The organism is Tumidithrix helvetica PCC 7403 (genome assembly GCF_965232925.1).
GTDB classification, from domain to species: domain Bacteria; phylum Cyanobacteriota; class Cyanobacteriia; order Pseudanabaenales; family Pseudanabaenaceae; genus Tumidithrix; species Tumidithrix helvetica.
Genome location: NZ_CBDDRA010000012.1, coordinates 24,086 through 48,490, shown reverse-complemented (window position 1 = coordinate 48,490; position 24,405 = coordinate 24,086). Strand labels below are relative to the sequence as shown.

Sequence of the window (24,405 nt, the reverse complement as noted above, 5' to 3'; positions counted from 1 at the left end):
CATTACCCTTATATTTTAATCTATCTACAGAGAAGACAGCAAATCGCTATGCTGAGGATTTTGTCGGTCAGGATTGGGGAGCAGAAGACGCCAGTTCGATTTCGCTGACTAGGCGGCGGCGCACCTCAATAATTTGACTTATTTCTCGCGCAAAACTGGGTTGACGATCGATCATCTGATTCACCGCGATCGCTGAGATCATCATCACTTCTAAGTCGTTGACAGCGGTAACGGCGATCGCACTGGGTTCCCCAGAAAACAGGGTCATCTCTCCAAAGAACTCTCCTGTTTTGACCGTAAGAATTTCATGCTCTATACCCATCGAATCTGTAACGGTCATGACCGCTTGTCCTGAAACCACGATAAATAGAGCATTGCTCGCCATGCCCTGTTTGATCGCCTTTTCGCCCGCACCAAAATGTTGCAAATCTATTCCTTCTGATGCTGTGCTACCTAGACTCTCAGGGTTTTCCAATGGCACAAATGCGGGTAGCGATTGCAGGCTCTCAGTAAACTTTTTAGAAGTTCCCTCAGCTTTTGAGGTGGGTCCATGAAAGTGATAGAGCGTCCGAATTGGAAAGGGAATGGTTAAATTATTGCGCTGTGCTGCATACCAGAGCCGACTCATAAAGCGATCGCGAATTTCTTCTAGTTCGCTATAGTCCGCAATAAAAAACTTGACCTCATAGGTAATCGCTGAATCATCGTAGGAGATCGTAAAAATTTTGGGCTCAGGGTTTGTGAGAATTCCATGGGTTTCTAGGGCAGTGGTTCGCAAAACCCGCTTGGCTAAGTTGGGTGGATCGGTATAGGAGAAACCGATGCGAATGCGCTCGGCATGGAGGGCGAGGGGACGACTGTAGTTGTGAATAATTTCGCTGCCAATCAGTTTATGGGGAATGATCACCATCTCGCGTTCAAAGGTTTGCAGGCGAACCGATCGCCAGTTAATATCAATTACCTGACCTACCATATCCCCAACTTTCAACCAATCTCCCACTGTGAATGGATGCTCAAACAACAGGGCAATTCCCGACATTACACTGCCTAAGGTATCTTGAAGTGCCAAACCGATCACAATCGAACTAACGCCCAGTGCCGTAACGAGTCCTGCCAAGTCGGCATTCCAAACTGTGGCAAGTACGATCGCCGTTCCCAGTAGAACCAAAAATAATCGAAATAAATCGATCAGCAGCTTAGGAACCCTTGCTCGCCAAGTGTCCGCCTTTGCCTGCTCAAATAAAATCGCATTCAACAAAGAAAGGGAAGCATGGAGTACGCAAACCCAAAATAGGGTTTGGATGCTCTTTAGCAATTCGTCACTGGCTGGACGTTGGAGCACAAACTGGGTAAACAGCATGAAAGCAAACACGGGTAAAACCAAGTTGCGAACCACCTTTAAGGTGGAGGCGAGTGGCTTCCGACGATTTTGCAAGCGATAAATCAGTTCGCCCAGTACGATCGTGGATATGGCTAAACCGACGATTAGTGCGATCGCCCAGATTGCTAACTGATTAGAACTAGACTGAAGCATCGATTTCAACCTCTGTTTGGATAAATTGTTGCGTACTCTTGAGTCGCCATGCGGGGAGTAACTCTTTACCATTCTCGACCTTGGCAGCCAGAGGCTCAAATTCGTAAATATCGACTAAGCGACTATAGGTTTCGCTGGAAACTAGCACAGCGCCAGGAGGACAGGCTGCCTTTAAGGCACTGGCAAGGTTAATCGTATCGCCCCAAACATCGTAAATAAATTTATTGCGACCGACAATGCCAGCTACAATATCGCCAGAGTTGATGCCGATGCTGATATTTAATTGGTAGCCCCGTTCTTGACTAAAACGCCGCACGATCGCTTGCATCTCTAGGGCAAAATCTAAAGCTCGTTTATCGTGATCGAGATAGGGAACCGAAAGCCCGCAAACTGCCATATAGCTATCGCCAATGGTTTTAATCTTTTCCATACCATAGCGTTCTGCACCTTCGTCAAAGGAGGTGACGAGGTCGTTGAGAATGCTGACGATTTCGTAGGCTGTGAGCGAATCTGAAAGCTTAGAGAAACCCGTCAGATCGGAAAACAGAACGGCAACATTGGAAACGCTTTCAGCAATATTCTTTTCGCCTTTTTTGAGACGTTTGGCGATCGCGGCGGGGAAAATACTCAGCAGGAGTTGTTCGTTCTCGCGATTTTTCTCTTCGACGAGATTGGTTTGGTCGCGGAGACTGAGCACCATAGCATTAAAGGATTGCGCCAATTCGCCAAACTCATCTTTGGTTTCTAGCAGGGCGATCGCATCTAACTGTCCTGCTGCTACCTTGCGCGAACTGTCAATCAATTGATTAATGGGCCTGACAAAGAAATGCGAGAGGGTCATCGCTAATAAAATCACCAGCAACATCAACAGGGTTGCTGAAATTAATAACTGGCGCTCAAAGTCATAGATCGGGGCATAGGCTTCCGACAAATCCATTTCTGCCAAAACCACCCAATCTAGACCCTCAATCTGTAAGGGAGCGTAGGAACTCAACACAGGAATATCGCGATAGTCCTGAATGATCTTGATACCCTGCTTACCTGTTAAGGCTTCATCAGCGGCAGTCGTTTTCACTTTCTGTTCGAGGATGGAGGTTTTATATTGGCGAATGCGATTGATTGTCTCTTTATTCACACCCAGTGAAGAGAGAGTTTGCAGGTACTCCTCAGGCGTTTCCACAAGGAAACGCGAAACCGATCGCATGAAATAATCTTTGCCAACCAAATAGGTCTCGCCAGTTTTGCCCAGTCCGTCCCTCTCCCACTTGAGATTACCTGTCATGACATTGTTAATCTCATCGACGGGCACTTGAATGGCGAGAACACCGATAAATTTAGTGCGATCGAAAACTGGAGCCGCAATAAAAGCAGCAGGAGCCCCGTAGGATGGGCTGTAGGCTTCAAAGTCAATCACTTTAGCAAAGTCTCTCTCTTTCGACTTTCGCACGGACGAAACCAGACGAGAAAGATTGCTTTCGTTATAAGCTCCCGTTGTATAGTTCGTGGTAAAGTCCGTCTCTTTATAAACCGTATAGATCACGGTTCCCTGCGGATCGATCAAGAACATGTCGTAATAGCCAAACTTCTTGATAATGTTGCGGAAGATAGGATGATAGCGGGCGTGAATGCGACTGTATTCGCTGCCGTCATTTGCCATATCCATCAGATCCTTTTTACCAACGGGATTGGGATTGGCGGCGATGTAGTGATATTGCAGGTAATTGGCGGGGGCGGTTTCGGGAAGAAATGAGTTGAGTACGGGCGAACCCTGCTCAGTTTTGGCTAATCTAGGCAAAAATTCATTCTTGTAATAGTCCCTGAGTTTTTGCTGCGCCTCAGGTGCCATCTGAACGGTATCGAGCTGACGGTATGCATTGGTTAATTCTGTAATTGCCGACACAACCGATGGATCGTCGCTCAGCGTCTGAATGTGATTGCGCGTGGTTTTGAAATAAGACTCAATTTGGTAGGCTTTGGAGGCGCGTAAACTCGTGAGTTGGTTAAATACGCGATCGGTCAGGTTAGACTGTCCGCTGCGATAGCCCAGATAGGCAGTCACTAAAATAGAACTGCTGCTAACCGCCAGCAGCATGACGATCAGTTTTGACTGAATACTAAGCCATTTAAGCCATTGCATAGAAAAAATTCACTTAGGATTGTGCGACGTAACAGGGGCGATCGCAGGTATTCTAGAGTACAAATTTTGATGAAATTGTTTGTGGAGAAACATTTAAGCGATCGCTTTTGAACTTTGCTTGCGAGTAGCTCTGCTTACATGTAATTTGAATAGGCTGAGTAGTGGCAATTCATGAATTGCCACTACTCAACGTAAAGAATGTTCAAAGTCCTCCAAATTGGGCGAAACAAGTTAAAACGAAGATAGATAGCCTTCCTACCCCTCAAAAAGAGAGAAAAGTTAAAGAATTAGAAATCTATGGATATTCATGAGTTAAGACAGGAATACACGCAAGCAGAACTTGGGCGTAAAGATTTGCAAGAGAGCCCATTTAAGCAATTTGAGTTCTGGTTTCAGCAGGCATGTAATGCCGATTTGCAAGAACCGAATGCGATGATATTAGCTACGGCTTCATTAAAAGGGGAACCGCTCGTCCGCACCGTGCTTTTAAAGTATTTTGATTACAATGGATTCGTATTTTTCACGAATTACGAAAGTCGAAAAGCTCGACAGATCGAAGAGAATCCCCATGTTTCGATTCTATTTTTGTGGTTGCCCTTGCAGCGACAAGTGCAAATTACGGGAATCGCTCAAAAGGTTTCTACGGTTGAGTCTCTGCAATATTTTCTCTCGCGTCCCAAGGGAAGCCAATTGGGTGCATGGAGTTCGCGACAAAGTTCGGTGATTTCATCGCGCCAACTTTTGATTAATGAGTTTGAGAAGATGAAGCATAAGTTTCAAGATGGAGAAATTCCTCTCCCTTCGTTTTGGGGCGGCTATCGCGTTGTACCCAAAAGCTTTGAATTTTGGCAAGGTCGTCCCAATCGCCTCCACGATCGCTTTTTGTATACCCACCAAAGTGATGAAGCATGGGAAGTCCATCGATTATCTCCTTGAAAATAATCTTAAATTTCAGTAGATCCTAACCTCCTGACAGTTTTCAAGATTCAAAAGTTTAGTTCGGGACAAAAAACTATACGATCGCAAGTAAAACCACGCGGCAGACCAAGATAAGCAACCCTAAAGGCAAGCTCCAACGCAAAAAATTAGCGAGTTCGGCAACAATATATTTTCCGCCGAAAACTTTTTCTAGAGATGGATTCATGATCGTGGAATTGACTGCTAGTCCCAAGAACTGGAATGCAAAACCAAGCCAAATCACTTGAAAAAAGACATTTTCTATCCCCAAGGCTGGATAACGAACAGATATCGTGAAACTGAGCGCGACCATTGTCAAAATACTAGCAGCCCAAGCCGAAATTCGCTTATCTAGGTCGGTATTACTCCACAGGGCTACAATCGTTGGCACGAATAGAACTAAGAAGAGAGGAATAAATACGCCTGGTAAGTGACTGGCTGGATTTCGTTGCACCCCGATCTGGGCTTCTAGTTGCGGGTGGGAATCTCCATCTAGCCCCTTGAAATTGGATGGGATAAAGCTAACGCTACCAGTGTTCCACCCTGCCAATCGGATTTCCTGCGGAATGCCAGAAAAATCAATATCATCTTGATCTTGCCAAAAAATTACTTTATTGCTGTTGTATTTGGAAGTCAAACGAATCGGTAGTAATTGGCGATCGAAAGGGAAATTACCTAACTTATATTTGGCTTCAAATGTGCCAGTTAACCTCTGGAGGTAGATCGCAGAGCCGTTCGCGTTTAAATAAAGCTCAGATTCCTGCTTGAATGGTTTTTCTGCTAAATTTGCGATCGCTACCTTAGGGTTCCAGATGCTTGCCAACTTCGCAGTGGCTTCCTCTCCAATAAAACTCTGTTCGCTAACACCAACCGTTTTAGGATCGAAGGATTGATTGGGATTATCCCAACGTAGTCGTAGATCGATATCAGCGGTAAATGTACCCGCAGCATCAATAATCTTAGAGATATTGTTGATGACTAGAGCAACTTCTACCTTCAGTGGTTTTTGCACGTTGCTGGGAAACTCATTGGCAGGATTGACTGCAGGTGTTTTAGGTATGGCAGGAGTGGTAGGAGTGCTAGAAGTGGCAGGAGCAGCTTGGTCTTGGGCATAAGCAGCTACAGACCCAAAACCTAATATCAAAAAACTACAAAGTCCAGCGATAATCGTGATGCGAAGGAAATTAAGCATTGAGATTATGCTCCTTTGAGTCTTCTTTCACCCCTGTTAGTTTTTGTTGCAGTAGCTCGCAACTCCTAGCAATTTTCCCAACTTCATCTCGACGAATGACAAGATCCGCGATCGGATTAGCAACATTATCGATCGCTAAGCTCGCGATCGCATTTCCTACTGCCATCATTGGACGCATGAGCAATCCATTAAATAGAATTGTTGATGTTCCAGCCAAAATAATCACTTCAAATAATGTGATTACCAAAATATTGATCGAGATGGCATTTGCTTGACTAGTTAAGGCTTGAAAACTTTTGCCTGCAACAACTACACCAATCTTTTTGCCTTTAAAATCAAGCAGGGGAACTACAGCGATGCCATAATCAATCCCATCAATCTTTTGGACTTTTAAGGTCGTGTCGTTAGATTTGCGCAGCAAATCGGGGGAGACGAGTGGGCGCACAAATGCCCAGTCCGTAGAACTTTCATTGCGTAAACCACCAATAACGCGTTCGCTCTCAGGCGCAGGAAGACCCGTAGCAACTTTAGTCATGAGTTCGTTATCGACAAACACGCCTAATTCAAAACCTGTCACCTGTTTAACTGCTTCTAAAACTCCGTTAAAGCTCATTCCTACCTCAAAACTTCCGATCGCGCCTTGGGCATCAGCGATCGGGACGACACCGCGAATATTTAATCCATGGCGACTGATCTCCACGCCACTTTGCGGTTCTTGCCGTTGATTGGTCAATACGACCGTCTCGCGAAAGCTACTCATTTCTTCGCCATATTTGTTGAGATAAAATAACCGTAAGAATGAGGTTGCTGGGGCTAAATGAAAATGCGCATCGCGAACATCGTAGCGATCGCGTTGAATCAGAAAAGCTGGTACGAGCAACTGGGCGAGTTGATCGCGGTTTTTTGCCCGAAATGCCTGTTGAACAGAGGGAAGAGCGGCAATCAATTCTGCTCTAGACAAAGCTTTTTTCGTCTGTTCCTCGGTATATTTCTGTATTAACGTAACTGTCGTTTTTAGTTCTTGCTGTTGTGTATTCTCAATCGATTGCAGTGCATTTGAATAAGAAAATAATGCGAGAACGAGCGATGCGATGAGCGCAACTAACGTAGTCAGTAATGGAACTTTAATCCGTAACTGCATGAATCTATCCAATAGAACTTAAGAAAGCCAAAGAATTATAGCAATTTCCAATTGCGATCTAAAGGAAATGGTTTTAGTGTCGCAAGCTTCCAAGATTTTAATTATTTCATCCCAATCTTCTCCACGATCGCTTTTTGAATAGCCACCAAAATGATGAAGCATAGGAAGTCCATCGATTATCTCCTTAAAAAAGCAGCCTAGATCTCGCTGTCTCTCAGCGTTTACAGCACTTAGATTGATGTATTCTGTGCGACCGATCGCTTTCCTTGAAGATACGCTATACTGTTACATTAATGAGTTCTATAAGGAGTACTTCCCTAATGATGCATGAATTTAACAGACAGCAAAGCGTTATTCAATCTAAGTGTCAAGCTTTTCGAGCAGGGTAAATACCAAGAAGCAAAAGATGCACTCGATCGGGCAATAGAGATCGAGGATAGCAAGGTCATTCCAGATTCCGATATCCTTAAAATTAGCTGGGAACGGCGATCTGAAATCGGTACAATACTACTTCCGCTTGCTGAACAGACCGTAGAAGTCAATCCAAACGATAGTGAAGCTTGGAATCGCTTTGGAGAATATCTAGAATATTTTGGTTGGCAGCTAGAGGCTTACCACAATCAAAAAGAAGAGCGATCGCGAGCAGCTTTTGAACGAGCTATCCATCTCAACCCCAACTACTACGAAGCATGGCTCAATCTTGGTAGGGCTGAACTGCAAGACTTTCAACATGTAAAATCGCTAAATTCATTTGAACGAGCAATCGAGATCGAGCCAAATAGATGGCAAGCATGGATAAAGCTTGGAGAAGCTTTAGAGAGGCAAAACCAAAGAAATGAGGCATTACAGGCTTACGATCGCGCGATTGCGATCGACCCAGACAATTATCAAGCATGGGCGAAGAAAGGTTCTCTGCTTTGGCGTCTAGAAAGACAAAACGAATCCATAGAGTGTATGGATAGAGCATTTCATCTCTCTCCTGATGACCCCGAATTGTGGAAAAAACGTGGTTATGCCCATCACAGACACGGATCTCATAACGGAGCGCATTTTTGCTGGGACAAGTATCTGGGAATTAATTTCGATGATGCTGATGTATGGCGAGAAAAAGGGTATTTGTTCATGAGTTGGGATCGCGATGAGGAGGCAATTTATGCTTTTGATCGAGCCATTGAAATACGTGAGAACGATGTAAAAGCGTGGTTTAGTAGAGCAATTACTTATGGAAATATCGCAAGATTTAATAACGATCTGAGTAAGTTTGAAGAAGCGGTTCGAGGTTTTGAGAAAGTCCTAGAGATCGATCCAAGTAATTCTGATGCATGTAGGTATAAAGGAGAGAGTTTACTAGATTTAGGGAGATATGAGGAAGCTAGGCTTGCATTTGAGAAAGCCATCGAACTTCAACCAGATATTGATTTTTACTTAAGAAGTGGTGAATTAGAACTAAATAACTATGAAATTGCCTTGCTACTATCTGGTAAGAAAGATGCAATATTTCCAAAACATGAAATCGCAACTAAGCGAGGAAATTCTTTTCGAGCACTTCGTAAGTATAATGAAGCCTTGGTTGCCTATGATGAGGCGATCGCTTTAAGTCCAGAGTCCCCTGAGGCTTGGTATGGCAAAGCCGTTACTTTAGAGCAACTCGAACGACTTGAAGAAGCCCTGACATCGATCGATCGAGCCTTATTGCTCATGCCAGACACTCGAAGGTTTTGGAGGCAAAGTGCAATAATTCTCGGGCGCTTAAAAAGATGGGAAGCAGCGGCAATCTCATCGGCTAGAGTGTTTGATATTGCTGATACTGAGATTATTACATCCGATAGAGACTGGTATGACTTATTTGAAATGAGAATGATGCATATCAGATATCTGAAAGAGATTGGTCGTCATGAAGATATTATGATATTTTGCGAAAAGTGGCTGGAACATGCAACTGAAAAGCAAGAAAAAGTAAGAGCTTTGAAAGAAATCGCAGAAGTGCTAGTTATTTTGAGACGGTATGAAGAGGCTATCTTAGCGATCGATAAAATTCTTGATTCTGAAATAGAAGAATCTTCGCAATGGCATCAGCGAGGATGCGTGCTTTGGGAACTCGGACGTAAAGATGAATCTCGTGAAGCTTTTCGTAAAGCTTTGCTTTATCGCGACAGCGATTCTATCCAATATGAGCTGGACATTCAAAGATCTTTCTTTTTGCAAAAAGGTGAGAAAGAAGAAGCCGATGCCTGTAGAGAAAAAATGGTTTCCATCGCACCAAAATCTGAAGTGGGATGGCATTTTCATATCAATGCTTTCATCGATCTTGGTAGGTATGCAGAAGCTTTGGAAGCCTGTGATCGTGCGCTAGAATTCTGCCAGGGCAATCAGTATAACGTACTAGAGTTGCGTGGTGATGCGCTGGAAAAACTCGGACGATATGAGGAAGCGATCGCAGCTTATGAGCTAACAATGGAACGAACCTTAGAAGAACAAGCATCGAAACGTTTTGGTGCTTTCCGAGGTCGCATTTCGCGACAATGTGCTTGGATGTTATTTTATTTAGATCGCTACGAAGAAGCCTTGGTTTATACCGATCGCGCGATCGCTGAAGACCCCGAAAATTGCTGTTCTTGGAACCTCAAGACAAATTTGTTAGATCGATTAAATCAAGATCGAGAATTGATTGAAGCCTGCAAACAAGCGATTAAAGTCGAACCAACCTGTTCAAAGTTGTGGAGTAATTTGGGCTTTGCGTTGCATAAGCTCAAGCGTTATGATGAAGCTTTAGAACCTATCGATCGCGCGATCGAACTCAATTCAGATGATGAATATGCTTGGAATTTAAAAGGAGATCTCTTTCTGTTATTAGGCAAGCTCGAAGATGCGCTGGGAGCGTACGATCGGGTAATTAAACTCGATCCCAATTTTGATGGGATTTGGAAAAAATGTGGATATATCTTTTACAATCTCGAACGATATCAAGAAGCCTTTTCCTATCTCAATCGAGCACTTGAAGCTAATTCTGGCAATAAGGAAGTGTGGTTTTATCGGGCAAATTGTTTGTGTTATTTAAAACGTTACCGAGAAGCAACCATAGAACTAGCTAGACTGTTTCTTTTCGATTCCAACGATCCTCCCAACAAGCATCTTGTTTATTACAACATTGTCTGCTGTCATACTCTGCTGGATATAGGTGATAACGCAATCGCGAATTGCCATCCTCAAATCAAAGGAGACGCTCTACATTGAACTAAATCGCTAACTAAGATCTTTTACTTTTGTTAAAAACTGTCCGCTCATGTCAGTGATTCGGGCGAAACTTGATTTCATGCTACTGGGTATATCTCCTATTAACTTGGCAATAATCGAGCGTGCATTTTTTAGGTGGCGACCCTTGAAACAACGGGATCTCCTTTAATATCTAGGGTTGCCGAGTTAATGAGTATAAGTTCTTAGCTATCCGCTTGAGATGGTTTCACCTACTTACCCAGATGAACGAATCTCGACACCAGCACCTTCAACTGTCACATATTAGGAAATGATACGCTATCTTAAAAGCAATAGGAGGAAAACATATGACAACCAAAGAACGATTACTTCACGAACTAGAAAACACCCCGATTTCGATGTTTACAGAGATTCTCAACTTTGTCCAATTTATGAAAGCTAAACGACCACAAGTTGACTTTATGGAATTTGCTGGTATGGCAGCCGATGCAGAAGATATGATGAAAGCCATTGTCGAAGAGGCAGAAGCTAATCGTCAACTCGATCTGGATAGGATGAATCGTGCATGAAAAAAGCACTACTCGACACGAATATCCTCTCCTATTTTTTGCGTGGGAACCCGATAGTGGTTGAGAAGTTCCGCCTTTATCGTCAAGGCTATTCCTATCTTTCATTCTCAGTCTTTACATACTATGAAATCAAGAGCGGTTTACTTTATAAAGACGCTCAAAAACAAATGCAGCGATTCGATCGCCTTGCAGAAGTAAGTGAAGTGATACCTTGTTTCAATCTGGAGTAGTTGCAGTGAATTGCAAGCAAACATGCTATAGCAATCCTAAATGAGTCGCCAATTCATCCAAAATTCAAATCGGTGCGTATTTAATACAAGCGTCTAAATCATCAAGCCGATCGCTCAGCCTGTCCTAGAGGCATAGGGATAATTGCACTATGGTTAGCGATCGCACTGCTGTAAACTTTAAAATATAAGGAGAAAAATTGACCAAGACTAGGATTTGATTTAGCATCTAGCAGAGCTAAACCCCTTAATCGTTTATGCCTTTACTCTAGGATGACACTATCTAGCCAAACAGACATAGACGTATTCCAATCTCTCCGCGCAGGAAACCTAGACGCACTGGGTATCTTCTACGATCGCTATGGAGCCTTGGTTTATCGGTTAGCTTTGCGAATTTTGGGCAACAAGCAAGAAGCAGAAGATCTGACCCAAGATGTATTTTTATCTTTGACTCGTAATTGTAGTTACGATGCCAAGCGAGGATCTATGTACACTTTTTTGATGATTTTAACCAGATCGAGAGCGATCGATCGCATTCGCAAAACGAGATCGCAGCAACAATCCTTGCAAAAATGGAGCCATCTCGTTTCAGACCAAAGCCCCGATAATCTCATGGAAAATGTGACAACTACCGAAGTTTCAGGACTCGTGCGCGAAGCCTTACAAACATTACCCGACAAGCATCGGCAGGTGTTAGAGATGGCATATTACGAAGGGCAGAGTCAATCAGAAATCGCCAAGAATTTAGAAATTCCTCTAGGAACGATCAAATCATGGGCTAGACAGGGATTATTAGGGCTGAGAAAAATCTTAAAGGATGTGGGGGAATAGAAATGACAGGGAGGGAACAGCCTGAAGCAATGCAGGAACTTCTGGCAGGTTACGTACTAGGCGATTTAACACCCTATGAGGTGGAGAGCGTACTACAACTCTTGAGCGATCGTCCTGAGTTCCAAACCGAAGTCGATCGCTTGCAAGAAACCCTATCCCTACTGCCCTATGCTTTACCTGAAACTGCTCCCGATATCGATCTGCGATCGCGAATTTTAGAGCAAGCCCAAGCTGAGATGAATCTTGAAACTGCCTCAGATAGTGCATTATCAAATTCGCCCGTGAATTCTCCTGCTAGTTTAACAGTGAACCCATCGCCAAACCCATTGGTGAATCCTGCATTGCTCCTATGGCGACAACCGAAAATATGGTTGGGCGCGATCGCTGGACTTGCCGCGATCGGTTTTGCTGGCTTGAGCATTGATGCCTATCGTCTCCGCCAAGAACTCGCGATCGCACAGGCAGAACTGTCTAGCTATCGCAACATGGTGGCGCTCTTGCCTCAACCGAATAATCGTCTGCTCTCGCTCAAAGGCATGGGCACGACTCCCACCGCTTCGGGCAGTTTGGTGATTGTGCCGCAGGGAAATTCTGCTTTACTGACAATTCAAAATTTGCCCCCTTTGCCCAAAGGTAAAATGTACCGACTCTGGTCGATAGTCAATGGCAAAAAGATGGACTGTGGTAACTTCCAAGCTGATGCATCGGGAAAGGTATTTGTCAAAGTTCCCTTAGGCGAATTTCTCATGGGTACAAATGCCGTAGTGATCACTGTGGAACCCTCAGCCACCACCCCCGAACCCACAGGCGAAATGGTCATGAAAGGAGAGATTTCTCTCTAGATACGGTCTGGATCGATGTCAATAGAACGCAAATATTCTGCTAAACGATTCGCCCGTTGCTGCTCGCGTTCAGCCATTTCTTCGGGTGTTAAATACCGATTACCAACCTCATCGTATAAATACAACCATTCACGGTTCCAATCGCCATGCGTTCCCATCTCACAGCCAACACCAAAACCGATTTCAGGCATCCATACAATGGAAGTTTCCTTGCCTTGTATAGATGGTGAGAGTAATTCATATTTACCAGACGTCAACTTGTATACCTCAAGTGGTTGACGACCTTTATAGGATCTCTTTCGTCCTATGGTCAGAGGATTATAGATAACGTAGTAGAGAATCCCAAGCGATTGATAAGTTTCTAACTTTGCTTCATACTCCCCATTATATTTTTGCGATACTACCTCTAACGCCAATAAGGGTATGACATTTTGCTCTTCCCATAGTACATAGCTCAAGCGACCTCTCTCACTTTTTCGTCTTACTACCCCTAAAGCAAGAAAGCCATCAGGTACGATCGCAACTTCATTGGGGTGATAGTAAATCCCCATATCTACACCAAAAAACCAATCTTGGCGATTAGCCCAAGCTAGCCGCAGCATACTGAGGATAAAATTTGGAATGTCATTTTGGAGCTCATTATCCACAGGAGTTTCGTCTGAGTCGGGCAGTTCCTCAGCCGTAGGCAACCGATGCCAATGATCGTAGCGAAGGCTAACCATAGCTTTTTAGGATAATACGATTGACTTTAAATTATGTCATAAATATCTTTAAAGAACTAGCTACCGCCCACCTACAACCACATTGCGAATCCTGACGTGGGGACCACCCACGCTTACAGGCAGACCAGATTGACCGCCTTTGCCACAGCCACCATTTCTGTAGACAGCATCAGAAGCGATCGCATCGATATCCTTTAAGGTTTGAAACACATTACCGCTGAGGGTGACATCGCTCACAGGTTCCGCCAATTTGCCATCGCGAATCATGTAACCTTCTGCCGCCGCAAAGGTAAACATCTCTCCATTCGTCTGTCCGCCCAACATACGCACGGCATAGACGCCTTCATCCACACCACTCAGCATTTGCTCGAAGGTCTGGCTCCCTGGCTCGATCGCCGTATTCGTCATTCTCACAATCGGCGGGAAAGAAGCGGTCAAGGCTCTGGCATTGCCCGTTGGCTGCTCGTGCAACTTACCAGCAGTTTCTAAGCTGTGCATGCGTTGGTTGAGAATGCCATCCTTAATCAGATATTTGCGCTGGGTTGGTACGCCCTCATCGTCGTAAACCATACTACCGGGCAGATCGGGAATCGTGGCATCATCCACCACATTTAATTCAGGAATGGCGATCGATTTGCCAAGCGTAAGTAACTCTTGCATCCGAGGATTTTCATAGACAAAATCAGCCTCTGAGAGATGACCAAAAGCCTCGTGAATGAATACCCCAGCGAGATAGGGATCGAGAATGACGCTATATTGCCCACCTTTGAGGGGTTGTGCCTCTAACTGACGCACTGCCCGTTCGGCGGTCTCCAGCACCATGCGATCGAGGGACTGCATAATATCAAAATCAGTCCGAGAATGCGCCGAGTCAAAGCCTTGTCGCACCGTGCCGTTATTTCGGGCAATTACGCCAAAACTCCCCGACACATCTAAGCGTTCTTGGGCGATCGCACTGCCCCGCGAGTTAACAAAATAGGTCGTACCAAAGCGATCGCGGTACCCCGTCCGCGTAGTTTGAATGCGCGGATCGAAATCTAATAGCATTTGGTTGTAACGCTCTAAGATCTCCCGTTTGCGCGTGAGCGAGATCCCGCGCGGATCGTTGCCAATGTCAACCTTCACCTCAGCCTGAATCGGCGTGACCTGCGCGAGTTCGGTCTGGGTATTGCCAATCAGCTTGGCTTGCGAAATTGCCGCCTCAATGCGATCGCTGAGATCGGAAATGTCGTTAAAGGTTACAAAACTCCACCCACCTTTGTGACAAGCCCGAATACCCCCAGCTAAGCCAAAGTTGCGATCGACGGCATGAAGTGATGCGCCCTGAAAGGAAATACTGGTTGACTCGCTTTGCTCTAAACGTACTTCTAAATAATCAACGGACTTACAGTAGGGGGCGATCGCAGTTTGTAACTGGTCTTGCATGAGCGTTAGGTAATTTAAAGAATCTATGACATTCTAGCAACTACTTGTTTCGATCGTGTTTGCAGTCGTAGGCTAAAGCTAAAAGACTTACTGTTGAATTAAAAAAGCGAGAAATCCATCTACCGTTTAGATACAGAAGGATGCCCCTTGAGATACCATCGCCAAGGAGTCTCTATTCCTTTGGTGATACCAACGCGCGTGGTTTGATGGAGGGTCTCTGAGAAATTAGAATTACGCGGTTCTATCCATAAATGGAGATCGCGTTCTAACTTTATGCCGTTGAGACTGCGATCGATCTGGAGAGCGCGACAGATTTTCCCTGGCCCTGCGGCAATTCGAGATGGCTTTTCTGTTTGTGAAACCCAAGTAGGAATTTTATCTAGTTCCAAAGCCCGCAATAGCACGGCACTACAAACATCTTCAGCTTCGGTAACGATATTGACGCAATAGTACATGCCATAAATTAGATAGACATAGACTGAGCCTGGTGCGCCAAAAATTGCTGCATTGCGATCGGTCTTCCCCGCATAACCATGACAAGCAGGATCGCCGTAGCTATAGGCTTCGGTTTCCACAATCAGTCCTCGATAATCCACGCCATCAATGCGACGTACTAACGTGCATCCCACTAAATCAGGCGCGACTTCCTGCGCTGTGCGAGCATACCAAGCTAAATCCATTACTTTGTCTTGACCCGTTTTAAATCGGAACTTGCGAGAATATTTCTCCAATAATTACATTTTACAAAAAGTGAAATCACCAAATGCTGCCTAAAAATTGGATAATTTATCAAGGGATATTTGAAAGGCTGAATTATGGGTCTATATTTACACATAAAACGATACTGAATAACGATATACAGAATCAGAAAACCCTCAAATGATTAATAAGCAGTTTGATTTGATTACCAAAGAGGATATCGACGCACTCGTAACTAATGAGGTAGCTGAAAGCAGAACTCTAGAATATAAAGACAAGCTACTAATCAATAAAGGAGACGAAAAAAAAGAATTCTTGAAGGATGTAACAGCTTTCGCCAATGCTTCAGGCGGAGATCTAATTTTCGGTATTCAAGAAAAAATAGATGCAGAAGGCAAAACAACAGGGATACCAGAAAGTGCTCATGGATTAGAAGTGAATAATTTGGATGTTTTTAAGCTGCAACTTGAAAATATAATTCTTAATTGTGTTTCTCCGCGCTTCAGCTTTCGGATCCAAGCTATACATGGATTTAAAAATGGATCGGTTATTATTATTCGCATCTTTGAGAGCTGGAATTCTCCACACATAATTACTACAATGACATCTCCATTTTATGCAAGGAATAGTGCTGGTAAGTATCCACTAGATATTACAGAGATCAGATCGGCATTTGCAATGTCCGAATCATTGCCTGAGAAAATCAGAGGATTTCGTGATGTCCGACTCTCAAAAATAATGGCTAGAGAAGCACCAATAAATCTCTATTCTAAGAATATTCTAGTAGTTCATCTTTTACCAATCGCTTCAATCAGAAAAACTATTAATATTGATTTACTTGCAGTGGAAGATAAGATAAGAGAGGCTGTACTTATTACTCCTAATCCTAATCATCCAAGCCGTTCGAGATATAATATTGATGGTTTTTTAAAATATTTGGATGAAACAACAAAAGATACCCCTAGCTATGTTCAATTCTTTCGTGAAGGAGCTATCGAGGCTGTTGTAAGTCTCTCTCCTTCCATAAAAAGTTATGGTAACAAAAGATATATAGAGGGAAAAGAGCTTCAAAAGAATTTAGTCTTTTCATTAAAAAGCTACGTAGAAATCCTAAAGAACATAGAAATTAACCTACCCATTTTTGTTCTGGTGTCCTTGATTGGATTAAAAGGTTGTCAAATTATTAGTAATCTAAATGATTTAGGATTAAATCTAGACAAAGTAGACAGAGATGTATTGTTTATACCTGACTGCTTGATAGATAATTACGATGAATCTCTATTATCTGAAATTCTACGCCCAGCTTTTGATATTTTATGGCAATCTTCAGGCTGGAAATCATGTCCACTATATGACTAAATCGAGAAATAGGCGATAATTGCAAAACAGGGATATAGAGCTTCTATATCCCTGTTTAAGTTACATATCATCCGTTGCCAGCATCTGAATCACGCGAGGTACGGCGGGGTCAAAGCCTCCCATATCCCAAGATAGCGGATCTTTTGGATCGACCAGCGTGAGCTGATAGGGAGCAAGGGTGATATACACCGCTTTGACGTTTGGGTTGACCTTGCGACGATATTCAGCTAGTGCTTGGCTGGGATGCTTGTTACCAGCCCATGATTCTGAATCTGTCCAGAAGCAAATGATATCTGCCTTGAACTTATGCTTAATCATCCAGTCGTAGGCGACCGATGCGTCTGTACCGCCGAAGTTCTGATTTGAAGCCTTCTTCATTGCAGACTGGAAGGAATCCTTTGCAGTAATCCCTAGGTCGCGAAACTCCGTAGCAAAGCCACGAATCATATAGTTCTTTTCAGCCTTGGCTGTGACTAACGCCATCGTTGCTGCAATTTCGCAACAGGTCAAGCCAATAGAACTAACCGTAGAGTAAGACATAGAACCAGAAACATCCACGGCATGCATGAACACCTTTCCCGTTGGCTCTTGGGTATCAAAAGATAGTTCCACAGCCCGTTCGAGAATGTCCACAATCCGAGGTACGGGTTTCCAAGTCTTTTGGCTGCGTCCCAAACTGCCACCTGACTGATAGGTCTTCAGTGCTTTGAGCGCATCAATAGGGTGAATGCGTCCCTTACGGAGATGGTCTTTGCTGTTTAGCACAGACTCAACCCGATCTAGGTTTTTGCGTCCATCTGCCTTCAACACACCCAGTTCAGTCAGCGAACCTAAGTTCCGCAACATCGCACCGATCGGCATTTCGTCAAACAGTAACTGCCAAGCCTGCTTATCCATCTTGCCAACTGGCGCAGCCATTTCATGGGTGAGATGACCTTTGGCGATCGCTTCATGGGTCTGGTCGGGATTCCGCTTTAACCATTCGTACCACCAGATCTGTGCTAGTGGTGGCGTAGGAATTTCCGTTGGAAGTTCCTGCCAACCCTTCACAACCCAGTTAAAGAGTACCTGATGGTCTTCGCTGGTTGGCTTCGCATGAAATAGCCGCAAAGCATCGCGGTGGGTAAACCCATTCCGTTGCTGATACTTTAACAGTTGATATGCCAAGCCTTTTACGTCCTGACGTGTCAGCCACTGACGACCGCACTGGCGCACGATCTTGCCAAAGCCCCGCAGAGACTTGGTGTAGCTCAGCCATTCGTAAAAGTGACTGCCCGTTCTCACCACTTGAGCAAAGATTTCGGCAAAAGCTGTTTTCGCTTCTGGGCTTTCTCCCATAGACAAGAGTACGAGGGCAAGGATGGGTGCGCTGTTGTTAATCGCATGACCATCGCTAGCATAGAGAATTTCCTGCGCTACACGGGTTGGATCTTCGCAAACGCACTGTTTTACTGTGCTGGCAAAGTCTTCAGTCAATTCTTGCTTGCCTGCATAGTAGGTACTCTTAGCAGTTCCAATTAGCAAGCATCGGTGTAACATCGCCCAGATACCCGCATCAAAGGCATAACCGCCTGAGCGACCTTGAATCATTTCAGATTCGCGACCTGCGATCGCTTGGGTCTGCGGCGTGTGGTTCTGGTTAGATTTTTGGGTAAAGAACTTGTAGTTCATGGATGAACCTCCCGTCCCTTGCGGGAAAGATATAAATGGCGTTGAACGTTCTATTGGCAAATACCCAATAGAAGGGGGCAGAACGGGAATCGAACCCGTATCTCGGGTGAATAAAGGGGATGTTCGTTTTTAAGAGCGATAACCTTCATTCTGTCGTCCCTTACGGGAAAATATATTGCTCTACCAAGTTGAGCTACCTACCCCAAGTAGATGATTTTAGAGACATTACGAAGAATCCTCGCAATATCCCTTTTGTGGTAGCGATAACCCTCAACCCTTCGGTCTAAAAGACAAGGAGTGAATTAAGGAATAAAAGACAGGACTTAAACCTGTATCTCTCTTTATCAGAGCGTTCTATGCGGTTGAACTACTTCGCTACGCCTAATGTAACACACATACTACAAATACTACAAGCCATAAGCCCAAAAATTTTTAATCCTATGAATGTGTGGCGATCGCGCCATCAAGCAAACGCTTTATATTCATTGAATTGCCGATCGAGACGACAGTTAAAAATGGGTAAATCCACTGACGCCATTGCTTGTAGCAGAAAAGATGTTTGTGGGTAAGATCGCCATGTTTTCTCCTGTAGCAATCGTGAAAACCTACCTATGTTAAAGCAAGTCAAACAAATCACCTTGAGTTCCGTACTGATTGGATTATCCGCGATCGTAGGTCTTGGCGTTTCCCTAGAAATAACGGCAGCACCGAATATACGATTGGCAGACACCTTGCAGCCCACATCCGTTGACTTCGATGCGCTTGCAGATTCTCCTGCCTTATTTCCAATCCCGTCCCAAGGCAAAATCGGTTTTATCGATGCTACAGGCAAGATCGCGATTCCACCTCAATTTGAAAGTGTAAAATCTTTTGTTCGGCTTCCCAATGGATTGCGATTAGCGGCGGCACAGCTAGGAGGGAAATGGGGGTATATCGACACCAGTGGTAAGTTTGTGATTAAACCTCAGTTCGCTGGAGCAGGAGATTTTTCGGAAGGGCTGGCGATCGTGGCATTGAATTATAAGGTTGGCTATATTGACGCTACTGGCAAAGCGATCGTACCCATCCAGTTTGACCCCATGTTTTTTGGATTTAGCGAAAATTTCTCCGATGGTCTAGCCGCAGTTCAGGTTGGAGGCAAGGTTGGCTATATCGATCGCCAAGGTAAGATCGCGATCCAACCGCAGTTTCAAATGGCTGGCAGCTTTTCTGAAGGACTCGCATGGGTGCAGGTTGGCAAGAAGATCGGTTATATCGATAAAACAGGAAAATTTGCGATTCCAGCAAAATTCGATCTCGTCGATGTGTTCTATAGCGGTACTTTTTCGGAAGGACTCGCATGGGTGGTAGTCAACCATAAGACTGGATACATCGATAGGACTGGCAAGTTCGCGATCCAACCCCAGTTTCGCCCGATTCAAACATCAAATTTTACCGAGGGACTGGCATGGGCTCTAAAGGAGGATGAGCGCGATACCAATCAAAGAGGGTATATCGATAAAACGGGCAAGTTTGTGATTTTGGGGGATTATGGTTTGTTGGGTGAATTTCATGAGGGGCTAGCTCCAGTCTTTCTCAGCGGTCGCGGCTACTATATCGATCGCACGGGGAAAATCATCATCAGTCCGCCAAAATTAAGCCATTTAGGAAGTTTCACCCATGGATTGGCTTGGGTCTCTGGACGCGACAAAACGGGCTACATTAATAAAACAGGGCAATTTGTCTGGACGATTCCACACCGCTAAAAATGGAACCCAAACTCCGATCTGTCGCATATTCAAGAGAAATTGGTATTCAATGTAGCGGAGGGAGATTCGAACTCCCAACAACCCGATCCTGAGTCGATAACCCTCATTCTTCGACCCTTAGGGGTTGCCCGTTCGGATAAGGTTTGAACAAGGATGTTTTTGGTGCTCTACCATTGAGCTATCCGCCACAAAATCTAGAGTAGCACATATACTACAAAAATACTACAACAATATATTGGCAATTTCAGAAGACATTCTAAAAGCGATCTAAAAGCTATAACCCCGACTCATTGCCTCTTTACGTGCTTCAAATAGCTTTAACACTGCCTCAGTAATTAGGCCAATCACCTTAGAGTTACAACTAGCCAAAAACACTTCAGAGTCAATCTCTCTTTCAAAAAACTGTCTCGCCATTTGTAATAAATAGCGAATTTCATCAAACCCAGAAGATTTCACCATAAATGTAGCGACAGGTGAGTTCCTCACATCATATTCAGAATCAAGCGTTCTTCCCTTCTCTAATAATTCTAGTACTTCCTTTTCAACGCTGTTATTGAGGGGAGATGGAATTGCCACGCAAGGAAGGAACTGCTCCAGTCCTGCAACCGATATATCCTCAGAGGGTAGCTCTCCCATCATGGTTGATAGGGGAATATCGCGACCGATCCGAAAAGATAGGGCTTCTAAAACCGCGATCGAAGTCAGTTTTGTACCGAGATAAAGCTTGGCAACTTCAAGGTTGGTACTGGTTCGCTCGAGCATCTCAGCATAGGTGCGATCGTCAGGGTCTCCTTGATATTGTCTAAACACGAGTTCGGGTCTGAGAAAGCTGATAAACCCTTCCATCTTTTGCATCGACTTGCGATAGCCATGCACCGTATAGGAATTTGTATTTTTCAGATCGTGATTGGTTTCGGGGAGTAAATTCCAGGTATTGTTGAGAAAATGCGCCGAATTAGGACTGGAAAAGTTCTGTACATCTCGATTTGCTAAACGCACCGATCGCTTTACGCTTTGGATAATATTTTCACGCGTCCAACCCAGTTCAAATTTATGATTTGCCTCTTCAAGTCGGTTATATAAAATATCACTGACCGTCAAACCTGAAGATGACTTGGGTCGAAACGGAATCGTTGCTTCAATACAGGCAGCAATTTCAACTAACTGCCCAAAGGTAAGCAACTTTTCTAGGGTTTTGAGGCAAATTAAAGCACTCAGAAATTCATTTTGCCCTGACGTGGGTTGCATAGATTGTCCGGGCACAAAACCAAAAATCAATGCTACTAACGTAAAAATGTAATCATCTTGAAGTTCCGATGCTTCTAAAATCATGAGTTGCTCGTCAACTTCTTTGACAAAAGGTGCAATATACCGACTGATATTGACACTAACTCCCTGATCTACCTGTACGTAGACTAAATCGTGAAACAAAGCCGCAATCACCTCGATCGCATCCCCCCCATCGCCTACCTCAAAGATATGATCTGGGGTATGAAATGAGCGCCACCGACCGGTCATGGTTTGGATGATTAACTCAGATATTTTGGTAAGTTGAGATAAATCAGTTTTCCCACCTAGCTTACCGACTGCCCAAAGTAGGCGGTCTAGGCATCTTTTTCTATCTTGTCCATTATCCATGCAGCCCTCTTCAGCCTTAGCTTGCTTTAGTGCCTAATATTTACGCTCGCGATTTATGCCTAATAGCTACAATTTTGTACTTGCGGCAATGTTTGAGTCAAATTTAGACCGATATCAATTTATTAGATGCAATGTAACTATTAAAGCTATTTTTGGTTAGGTATGGTAGAGCAATGTAGCTCATTTAACCTTGAATAGGCTGTTAATCTACATTTTTTGTATTTTCTTTTTAATAAGAAAAATCCTAGCAAGACCCACAGCAAAAAACTAAACCCCACCCATGTAATTTATGCAAGTTCGATCTACATTTTAATATGCATTTTATCTATGTCACAAATAGTGATCTCAATCACTTGATAAAAAGAATTTTGTAGCTTGGTTCAAACTATTAAAAAACTAATTTAAATCTAATATCCGAAATTCTAATGACAATAAAATAACAAGAAATAGTCATTTTTTATTCGTTTTAGGGGAATTGCAAAAGCTGAGTAATATCTGTTGATGTGGGAGTGCCAATGGACGTACTTGCTTTGCTTTTTTGGAATAGCGATCGCCACGGGCAACATCTTCAATCGTCAACAAATCCATATCCCATCCTTCATGCAATTCCAAAGCCTCCAGTCCTACGGATAGTTCGGCAAAAAAGACATAGCGTTTCGCGATCGCCGTAGGGTAGCAGCCTACAAGTTCGAGTTTAGGCGGCGCATAGCCGATTTCTTCAAACAGTTCGCGTTGCATGGCAAACTCAGGAGTTTCGCCTGCTTCTACATGACCGCCAAACATCGACCAGCAACCGGGATGAATAATTGTCGGAATGTCATCTCGTAACTGCATCAAAAAACGATCTTGGAAACGCAAAATCGCGATCGCTACTAATTTTTGGGCTTGATTTTCACTGGGGGCATTCATAAAGTTCGCCAAAAACCGATCGGACCAAAACTGTTGAACTCACTCAAAATTATTATGGGCATGATTGTTGCCAAAATACGATAAAAATGTGAGCGTGTGACTATGTATCATTGAATACTATGTGAGCGTGTTAATGCCAGATAATGGATAGATTAACGACCTATTATGAACGCAAACTGTGCCAGTAATCTGCGAGAAGATAGAAGAAATCAAACTAGAGAAAGCTGAGTCAGGGGCAACTTTTCTCAAACTTGAAAACGGTCTAACATTAATTCATCAAGAGATTCCCACAACCGCTGTTGTATCTGTAGATATATGGGTTCAGGCTGGAACTACATCTGAGCCAGAAGAATGGGCAGGTATGGCTCATTTTTTAGAGCACATGATCTTTAAGGGAACGCAAAATATTTTACCAGGGGAATTTGACATTGTGATTGAGTCACAGGGTGGTATCGCCAATGCTGCGACCAGTCTTGACTACACCCATTTCATGTTCACAACTGCAGCCAACCACTTCAGCCTAACACTCCCCTATCTTGCCGATATGCTGCTCAATGCCAGCATTCCCGATGATGAGTTTGACCAAGAGCGACAGGTTGTGATCGAAGAAATCCGCCAAGCCCTTGACGATCCTGATTGGCTTGCCTATCAACAATTGATGGAAACCGTCTATGAAAACCATCCCTATAGCCGTTCCGTACTGGGCTCTGTCGAAGTCTTAGAGCAGTTGACCCCAGCACAAATGCGTGCCTATCATCGCCATCACTATCATCCCAAACAGATGACGGTGGCTATCGTTGGCGCGATCGCTCAAGCAGAGGCAGTAGAAATTGTCAGCGCCGCCTTCGAGCATCGCGATGCTTTTGTAAGTCTTTCCATGGATGCCACGATTGCTGCTTCTCAAGTGCATGCTCCCATGAATGTAGCGAACGATCGCCCTAAAGCTAAAGTCAACATAACAGGGATTCGCAGACACCAAGAACAATTGCCTCGACTACAGCACAGTCGTTTAACCATGGCATGGCTGGGAGCCAGTGTAGACTCGCTTGAGGATGCCCTATGTCTCGAACTGATTTCCGTGATTTTGGCAGAAGGTCGTTCTTCACGACTCGTGCGAGAGTTGCGGGAAGAGCTAGGCTGGGTACAGGATATTGGTAGTGGGTTCACGATGCAGAAAGAACCAGGACTCTTTACCATTAGTGCCTATCTGGATGACAGCTATCTCGAACCTGTGGAGCATAAAATCTTGCATCACGTAGCGCAACTATCGACAACCTTGGTCACGGATGCCGAATTAGATCGAGCCAAGCGATCGCTCTGTAACAATTTCGCCTTTTCCCTAGAGTCCCCCAACCAACTCGCTAGCTTTTTGGGTTACCATGGCTTACTGGGCTGTGAAGACCTATGCGCTAACTGGGCAACCATCTATTGCGATCTAATTAGGCGAGTGCAACCCTCTGATATCAAAGCTTTAGCGCAAAAATATCTGTCCCCAGAACATTATGCGATCGCAAGCTTAATACCCATTTGAAGGTCTTTGAAGGTTAAAGTGACGCATTTTTTGTATAGTTTTGGGATCGATTATGAGCGA

18 protein-coding genes, 2 tRNA genes and 1 pseudogene are annotated in these 24,405 nt (G+C 44.2%); 9 read left to right on the top strand and 12 right to left on the bottom strand.

What is annotated here, in order from left to right; genetic code table 11:
* Positions 1-67: 67 nt before the first annotated feature.
* Together ACP2WE_RS12575 and ACP2WE_RS12570 are read right to left on the bottom strand one after the other, a co-directional pair.
* A complete protein-coding gene (locus tag ACP2WE_RS12575) occupies positions 68-1,534 on the bottom strand; it encodes a mechanosensitive ion channel domain-containing protein (RefSeq protein WP_425215898.1) in 1,467 nt (488 codons plus the stop codon).
* Positions 1,521-3,671, bottom strand: coding sequence for an adenylate/guanylate cyclase domain-containing protein (locus ACP2WE_RS12570; RefSeq protein WP_425215897.1), 2,151 nt, complete (start codon positions 3,669-3,671; stop codon positions 1,521-1,523). The genes ACP2WE_RS12575 and ACP2WE_RS12570 overlap by 14 nt, the downstream gene beginning before the upstream one ends.
* A 297-nt stretch (positions 3,672-3,968) precedes the next feature.
* On the opposite strand from ACP2WE_RS12570, the gene pdxH reads away from it, so the two are divergent.
* A complete protein-coding gene (gene pdxH, locus ACP2WE_RS12565) occupies positions 3,969-4,607 on the top strand; it encodes a pyridoxamine 5'-phosphate oxidase (protein WP_425215896.1) in 639 nt (212 codons plus the stop codon).
* A 76-nt stretch (positions 4,608-4,683) separates the two neighbouring features.
* On the opposite strand, the gene ACP2WE_RS12560 is transcribed toward pdxH, so the two are convergent.
* Both ACP2WE_RS12560 and ACP2WE_RS12555 read right to left on the bottom strand, forming a co-directional pair.
* A complete protein-coding gene (locus tag ACP2WE_RS12560; RefSeq protein WP_425215895.1) occupies positions 4,684-5,820 on the bottom strand; it encodes a ligand-gated ion channel in 1,137 nt (378 codons plus the stop codon).
* Entirely contained in the window at positions 5,813-6,961 is a 1,149-nt protein-coding gene (locus ACP2WE_RS12555) for a cache domain-containing protein (protein WP_425215894.1), read from the bottom strand. The genes ACP2WE_RS12560 and ACP2WE_RS12555 overlap by 8 nt, the downstream gene beginning before the upstream one ends.
* A 327-nt stretch (positions 6,962-7,288) precedes the next feature.
* On the opposite strand from ACP2WE_RS12555, the gene ACP2WE_RS12550 reads away from it, so the two are divergent.
* The 5 genes and pseudogenes from ACP2WE_RS12550 (at position 7,289) to ACP2WE_RS12530 (ending at position 12,643) form a co-directional block, all read left to right on the top strand.
* A complete protein-coding gene (locus tag ACP2WE_RS12550; RefSeq protein WP_425215893.1) occupies positions 7,289-10,195 on the top strand; it encodes a tetratricopeptide repeat protein in 2,907 nt (968 codons plus the stop codon).
* A gap of 326 nt (positions 10,196-10,521) precedes the next feature.
* A complete protein-coding gene (locus tag ACP2WE_RS12545; protein ID WP_425215892.1) occupies positions 10,522-10,743 on the top strand; it encodes a hypothetical protein in 222 nt (73 codons plus the stop codon).
* Positions 10,740-10,952, top strand: a pseudogene (locus ACP2WE_RS12540) (PIN domain-containing protein); the annotation flags it as partial. The gene ACP2WE_RS12545 and the pseudogene ACP2WE_RS12540, both read left to right, overlap by 4 nt.
* 291 nt (positions 10,953-11,243) lie before the next feature.
* Complete coding sequence (locus ACP2WE_RS12535; RefSeq protein WP_425215891.1) at positions 11,244-11,801, top strand: sigma-70 family RNA polymerase sigma factor; 558 nt, start codon at positions 11,244-11,246, stop codon at positions 11,799-11,801.
* Between the two features lie 2 nt (positions 11,802-11,803).
* Positions 11,804-12,643 carry an anti-sigma factor gene (locus tag ACP2WE_RS12530; protein WP_425215890.1) on the top strand — a complete coding sequence of 280 codons (840 nt, stop codon included), beginning with the start codon at positions 11,804-11,806 and terminating at the stop codon, positions 12,641-12,643.
* On the opposite strand, the gene ACP2WE_RS12525 is transcribed toward ACP2WE_RS12530, so the two are convergent.
* The 3 genes from ACP2WE_RS12525 to ACP2WE_RS12515 all read right to left on the bottom strand — a co-directional run bounded on the left by ACP2WE_RS12525 (position 12,640) and on the right by ACP2WE_RS12515 (position 15,470).
* A complete protein-coding gene (locus ACP2WE_RS12525; RefSeq protein WP_425215889.1) occupies positions 12,640-13,365 on the bottom strand; it encodes a Uma2 family endonuclease in 726 nt (241 codons plus the stop codon). The two genes, ACP2WE_RS12530 and ACP2WE_RS12525, sit on opposite strands and share 4 nt — an antisense overlap.
* 60 nt (positions 13,366-13,425) lie before the next feature.
* Positions 13,426-14,790 (bottom strand): TldD/PmbA family protein, encoded by a 1,365-nt coding sequence (locus tag ACP2WE_RS12520; protein ID WP_425215888.1) that lies wholly within the window; start codon positions 14,788-14,790, stop codon positions 13,426-13,428.
* A gap of 119 nt (positions 14,791-14,909) precedes the next feature.
* Positions 14,910-15,470, bottom strand: a complete 561-nt coding sequence (locus tag ACP2WE_RS12515) for a DNA-3-methyladenine glycosylase (RefSeq protein ID WP_425215887.1) — start codon at positions 15,468-15,470, stop codon at positions 14,910-14,912.
* Between the two features lie 199 nt (positions 15,471-15,669).
* On the opposite strand from ACP2WE_RS12515, the gene ACP2WE_RS12510 reads away from it, so the two are divergent.
* Complete coding sequence (locus tag ACP2WE_RS12510; RefSeq protein WP_425215886.1) at positions 15,670-16,848, top strand: AlbA family DNA-binding domain-containing protein; 1,179 nt, start codon at positions 15,670-15,672, stop codon at positions 16,846-16,848.
* A gap of 60 nt (positions 16,849-16,908) precedes the next feature.
* On the opposite strand, the gene ACP2WE_RS12505 is transcribed toward ACP2WE_RS12510, so the two are convergent.
* Both ACP2WE_RS12505 and ACP2WE_RS12500 read right to left on the bottom strand, forming a co-directional pair.
* Positions 16,909-18,519 (bottom strand): TROVE domain-containing protein, encoded by a 1,611-nt coding sequence (locus tag ACP2WE_RS12505; RefSeq protein WP_425215885.1) that lies wholly within the window; start codon positions 18,517-18,519, stop codon positions 16,909-16,911.
* 74 nt (positions 18,520-18,593) lie between these two features.
* Positions 18,594-18,722: transfer RNA gene (locus ACP2WE_RS12500), tRNA-OTHER, on the bottom strand.
* A gap of 408 nt (positions 18,723-19,130) precedes the next feature.
* Here ACP2WE_RS12500 and ACP2WE_RS12495 point away from each other — a divergent pair.
* Positions 19,131-20,264 (top strand): WG repeat-containing protein, encoded by a 1,134-nt coding sequence (locus tag ACP2WE_RS12495; RefSeq protein WP_425215884.1) that lies wholly within the window; start codon positions 19,131-19,133, stop codon positions 20,262-20,264.
* Between the two features lie 53 nt (positions 20,265-20,317).
* Here the strand turns inward: ACP2WE_RS12495 and ACP2WE_RS12490 are convergent.
* From ACP2WE_RS12490 to ACP2WE_RS12480, 3 genes are all read right to left on the bottom strand, one after another.
* A tRNA-Leu gene (locus ACP2WE_RS12490) sits at positions 20,318-20,456 on the bottom strand.
* A 78-nt stretch (positions 20,457-20,534) separates the two neighbouring features.
* A complete protein-coding gene (locus ACP2WE_RS12485) occupies positions 20,535-21,905 on the bottom strand; it encodes a hypothetical protein (protein ID WP_425215883.1) in 1,371 nt (456 codons plus the stop codon).
* Positions 21,906-22,355: 450 nt separating this feature from the next.
* Positions 22,356-22,814 carry an NUDIX hydrolase gene (locus tag ACP2WE_RS12480; protein ID WP_425215882.1) on the bottom strand — a complete coding sequence of 153 codons (459 nt, stop codon included), beginning with the start codon at positions 22,812-22,814 and terminating at the stop codon, positions 22,356-22,358.
* A 178-nt stretch (positions 22,815-22,992) separates the two neighbouring features.
* On the opposite strand from ACP2WE_RS12480, the gene ACP2WE_RS12475 reads away from it, so the two are divergent.
* Entirely contained in the window at positions 22,993-24,345 is a 1,353-nt protein-coding gene (locus ACP2WE_RS12475; protein WP_425215881.1) for a M16 family metallopeptidase, read from the top strand.
* Positions 24,346-24,405: the final 60 nt, after the last annotated feature.

What these genes read in the sequence shown, in the direction of transcription:
- ACP2WE_RS12575 (WP_425215898.1), bottom strand. Translation starts at nt 1,534, where the DNA reads ATGCTTCAGTCTAGTTCTAATCAGTTAGCAATCTGGGCGATCGCACTA.
- ACP2WE_RS12570 (WP_425215897.1), bottom strand. Translation starts at nt 3,671, where the DNA reads ATGCAATGGCTTAAATGGCTTAGTATTCAGTCAAAACTGATCGTCATG.
- pdxH (WP_425215896.1), top strand. Translation starts at nt 3,969, where the DNA reads ATGGATATTCATGAGTTAAGACAGGAATACACGCAAGCAGAACTTGGG.
- ACP2WE_RS12560 (WP_425215895.1), bottom strand. Translation starts at nt 5,820, where the DNA reads ATGCTTAATTTCCTTCGCATCACGATTATCGCTGGACTTTGTAGTTTT.
- ACP2WE_RS12555 (WP_425215894.1), bottom strand. Translation starts at nt 6,961, where the DNA reads ATGCAGTTACGGATTAAAGTTCCATTACTGACTACGTTAGTTGCGCTC.
- ACP2WE_RS12550 (WP_425215893.1), top strand. Translation starts at nt 7,289, where the DNA reads ATGAATTTAACAGACAGCAAAGCGTTATTCAATCTAAGTGTCAAGCTT.
- ACP2WE_RS12545 (WP_425215892.1), top strand. Translation starts at nt 10,522, where the DNA reads ATGACAACCAAAGAACGATTACTTCACGAACTAGAAAACACCCCGATT.
- ACP2WE_RS12535 (WP_425215891.1), top strand. Translation starts at nt 11,244, where the DNA reads ATGACACTATCTAGCCAAACAGACATAGACGTATTCCAATCTCTCCGC.
- ACP2WE_RS12530 (WP_425215890.1), top strand. Translation starts at nt 11,804, where the DNA reads ATGACAGGGAGGGAACAGCCTGAAGCAATGCAGGAACTTCTGGCAGGT.
- ACP2WE_RS12525 (WP_425215889.1), bottom strand. Translation starts at nt 13,365, where the DNA reads ATGGTTAGCCTTCGCTACGATCATTGGCATCGGTTGCCTACGGCTGAG.
- ACP2WE_RS12520 (WP_425215888.1), bottom strand. Translation starts at nt 14,790, where the DNA reads ATGCAAGACCAGTTACAAACTGCGATCGCCCCCTACTGTAAGTCCGTT.
- ACP2WE_RS12515 (WP_425215887.1), bottom strand. Translation starts at nt 15,470, where the DNA reads ATGGATTTAGCTTGGTATGCTCGCACAGCGCAGGAAGTCGCGCCTGAT.
- ACP2WE_RS12510 (WP_425215886.1), top strand. Translation starts at nt 15,670, where the DNA reads ATGATTAATAAGCAGTTTGATTTGATTACCAAAGAGGATATCGACGCA.
- ACP2WE_RS12505 (WP_425215885.1), bottom strand. Translation starts at nt 18,519, where the DNA reads ATGAACTACAAGTTCTTTACCCAAAAATCTAACCAGAACCACACGCCG.
- ACP2WE_RS12495 (WP_425215884.1), top strand. Translation starts at nt 19,131, where the DNA reads ATGTTAAAGCAAGTCAAACAAATCACCTTGAGTTCCGTACTGATTGGA.
- ACP2WE_RS12485 (WP_425215883.1), bottom strand. Translation starts at nt 21,905, where the DNA reads ATGGATAATGGACAAGATAGAAAAAGATGCCTAGACCGCCTACTTTGG.
- ACP2WE_RS12480 (WP_425215882.1), bottom strand. Translation starts at nt 22,814, where the DNA reads ATGAATGCCCCCAGTGAAAATCAAGCCCAAAAATTAGTAGCGATCGCG.